The following is a 3,038-nucleotide window of genomic DNA, read 5'->3' as shown; positions in this document are numbered from 1 at the left end:
AAGCATATCCCACACAGGCTGGTCATTCGATTGGAATAATCCATCGATGAACTACCTGTATCATAGAACATTTTTGTGCCCTGTGCCGTATGTCCACAAAGTAGGAATTAGGGGTAAAAATCAGAAATTTCCACGATTGCGGAAAGTGTGATATAATCCAGATAAGCGGCAGCAATGAAACCATTGGAAAGGAGCGTGCGCCCATGAAAGGAGCAACAAGCATACAGGAACGCCTTTGGGAACTCCGCAAGGACAAAGGCTTAAATCTGGAAGAACTATCAAAGCTGACAGGCATTTCCAAATCAGCTCTTGGAAGTTATGAAAAAGAGGATTTTAAGGAAATCAATCATGGCAACCTTATCACGCTGGCAGACTTCTATGGGGTCTCTGTTGATTATCTACTGTGCCGGATAGAGAACAGGGAGCAGATCAACACACCATTGACGGAGTTGCATTTGAATGATGAGATGGTGGCACTGCTGAAAAGCGGTCGGATTAACAACCGTCTGCTCTGTGAGCTTGCTACACATAAGGATTTTATCAAGTTTCTTGCAGACATTGAGATTTATGTGGACGGGATTGCTACCATGCAGATTCAAAACCTCAATGCACTTGTCGATACCGTCCGGCATGAAATCATTGAACGGTATCGCCCAGGCGAAGATGACCCGCATTTGAAAGTGCTGCAAGCCGCCCATATCAGTGATGATGAGTATTTCAGTCACATGGTTCTGGATGACCTCAACCTGATTATCCGGGATATTCGGGAAGCCCACAAAAAGGACAGTGAGAGTGCGCCCCAGACCACCGTTGCCGATGAATTGAAAGAAAATCTCGAAGCAGTCGAAAATTTCAAGGGCAGCCGGGATGAAAAGCTGGTTGTCCTTTACTGCAAGCAGCTCGGTATCAACTATAAAAATCTGTCAGACGAAGAATTTCGCTGGCTGATTCGGATTCTCAAAAAATCAAAGAAAATGGGAACGCCTATCAGCCAGAGGAAAAAACGGTAAAAAAAACCGCTGTTGCATGGTTGGGGTGCCTTCCATGTAGCAGCGGTTCTTGCTGTGGTTATTATTTCATTCGTTTTCTTAATATCCGGCGATAATTTGTTTCTCCCTTTGGTGCGTCCTGTATAATTTCCAACACACCATCTTCAAGCATTTTATCAATGCGATTAGAAATCCATACATCACTAATTCCAAGTTGATATTTTCCTAAAACATTACCTATAACAATAGCCATTTTGAATTGCTCTGGCTGTTCCGCAATTTCACGAAGAATGAAACTATCATATATATCTTCTGAAACACTTTGCAATTTACCATTTAGCATTGCACGCAAAGGTGCATTTTCATTTTGAAGTTGATTCCATTTCATAGCACAAGCTGAAAGAAATACAGGCTTAGCTTTTTCTTGTAGAGTTATATATTTTCCCCATTCGCCAGGAGAAACCTCACCCCATGCTATTTTGGATGTCATAGTATTTTCTTTTCCATATTCCCAGGCAGGTAACTTAACCAAATAAATTGTTGTCTGACAGTTTAATGGTCGAAGTTGTTTCATAAGCCAGTACATACCGCAAAGTTCATCCGGATTATAGCTATACCAAATACGAACTTCTTCCCCAGCTACATATCGTTCAATAACCGAAGACAATGTAGTTTTAATTTTCTGTATTTTTTCTTCAACCTGATAGTCTAAATCCTCTACAAACCAGACAGACAGCATTTTCTTGAGAACATTTTTCCGCTGTTCGCCAATTCCATTATCAGAAATATCTCCCACACTAAGAGCCATATCAAAACAATAAACATCACTGCTCTTGCCTCCCAATGGAATAGCATTCTCCCAAGCAATATGTTCTTGTTCCTGTGCTTGAATTTGTGCTTCTTTCATTTCATCTGAAGATGGAACACTCCCATCTTCGTGCCTCATAAAGACCGAAACTGCACTTCCTCTATACTTTCCCTTACCGTAAGTTTGGGCAATTTTCAAACTTCCACAGGCACTTTCACCAAATACAATTTCAATCATCTTATATACCTCCGATTTAATTACTCCCGTATGAATAAATTATATCATGCAAAACAATTTCTTCTGCCCGGTTGTGAATGTTATTACAACGCTGCACCCATTCCATTTGTTGAGTTCGCTTCAATTCCTCTGTCACGCCCTCGGTGGCTTTCATCTGCTCCATGATAGTGTCTAACCGTTCCTGTGCCTGTTCGTTCAGGTCTGCAAGATATGTCCACAATTCTCCGGTCAGTATCAATGTATTCAATCTGGCTGGGTGGACTTCCCTTAAATATTCCCGGTGCATCCGTCCGTACTTTCCGATAGGGCGGTGTTCCTCCGGCAGTTTCAAGTCCGGGATGTAGTATCTCCGACAAGGATATAATCAATTCCGTTTTCCGTTATTCTTGGTTTCAATTCTCTCATGTTCCTTACCTCCTGTGGAAGCAGGCTCGTCTGGTACTAACTCAATCACATCGGTAATCTCACAATTCAGCGTTTCACAGATACGGGCTAATGTGTCCATGCTGATGTGCTTTCCCTCTTTGCTCATGTTGGCAATCATATTCGTTGTCATACCAGCGGCAAGCCTTAAATCCTCTTTCCTCATATCACGCTCTAACAGTGTGTGCCAGAGTGGTTTATAGCTGATGTGCATATTGTTTTCCTGCCTTTCTATCCATACCACCGGGGCGGCTGCCCCGGCAGGAACTTTTCTCTTATTATAGCACCAATCTTGTGAAATCACAATTTATTCTTGTATCCTGCCGCTGATACCGTCTGGATTGGTTTTCCTTTCTTTTTTGTTCCCTTTAATTAGCCATGAACTGCTTCATGCCCTGGGACTTTACTGATGTGCGATAAAGAAGTAATAGAAGTGTAAAAAATTTTGCCGTTCCTATCCGGCACTTGCGCATTGTGTCGGATAGGTCGGGCGGTTATTCGGGCAAGTCCACCTTGCCAACAAAAGAATAATAAATCTCAATGTCCTGTCTGCGGGTCTTGTTCTCGTCATAGCTGCACTC

At 42.4% G+C, this 3,038-nt stretch carries 4 protein-coding genes and 1 pseudogene; 1 reads left to right on the top strand and 4 read right to left on the bottom strand.

Features of this window, described 5'->3' with window-relative positions; translation table 11 throughout:
• Positions 1 to 203 precede the first annotated feature (203 nt).
• Positions 204 to 1,010: a helix-turn-helix domain-containing protein gene (locus DXA97_RS19445; RefSeq protein ID WP_006873172.1), complete on the top strand. Its 807-nt coding sequence runs from the start codon at positions 204 to 206 to the stop codon at positions 1,008 to 1,010.
• Between the two features lie 61 nt (positions 1,011 to 1,071).
• Here the strand turns inward: DXA97_RS19445 and DXA97_RS19440 are convergent, their stop codons facing one another.
• From DXA97_RS19440 to DXA97_RS19425, 4 genes and pseudogenes are all read right to left on the bottom strand, one after another.
• Complete coding sequence (locus DXA97_RS19440; RefSeq protein ID WP_014078537.1) at positions 1,072 to 2,034, bottom strand: DUF3658 domain-containing protein; 963 nt, start codon at positions 2,032 to 2,034, stop codon at positions 1,072 to 1,074.
• Positions 2,035 to 2,050: 16 nt separating this feature from the next.
• A pseudogene (locus tag DXA97_RS19435) lies at positions 2,051 to 2,439 on the bottom strand (TnpV protein).
• Positions 2,399 to 2,761 (bottom strand): helix-turn-helix domain-containing protein, encoded by a 363-nt coding sequence (locus tag DXA97_RS19430; RefSeq protein WP_022742028.1) that lies wholly within the window; start codon positions 2,759 to 2,761, stop codon positions 2,399 to 2,401. The pseudogene DXA97_RS19435 and the gene DXA97_RS19430 overlap by 41 nt, the downstream one beginning before the upstream one ends.
• A gap of 190 nt (positions 2,762 to 2,951) precedes the next feature.
• On the bottom strand, positions 2,952 to 3,038 hold an 87-nt coding region (locus DXA97_RS19425; RefSeq protein WP_118720365.1), incomplete at its 5' end, for a DUF4368 domain-containing protein.

The sequence above is a fragment of the Clostridium sp. OF09-36 genome, from assembly GCF_003481985.1.
Taxonomy (GTDB): domain Bacteria; phylum Bacillota; class Clostridia; order Lachnospirales; family Lachnospiraceae; genus Brotaphodocola.
Note: the sequence above shows the minus strand (reverse complement) of the source record. Positions and strands in the feature narration are given on the sequence as shown.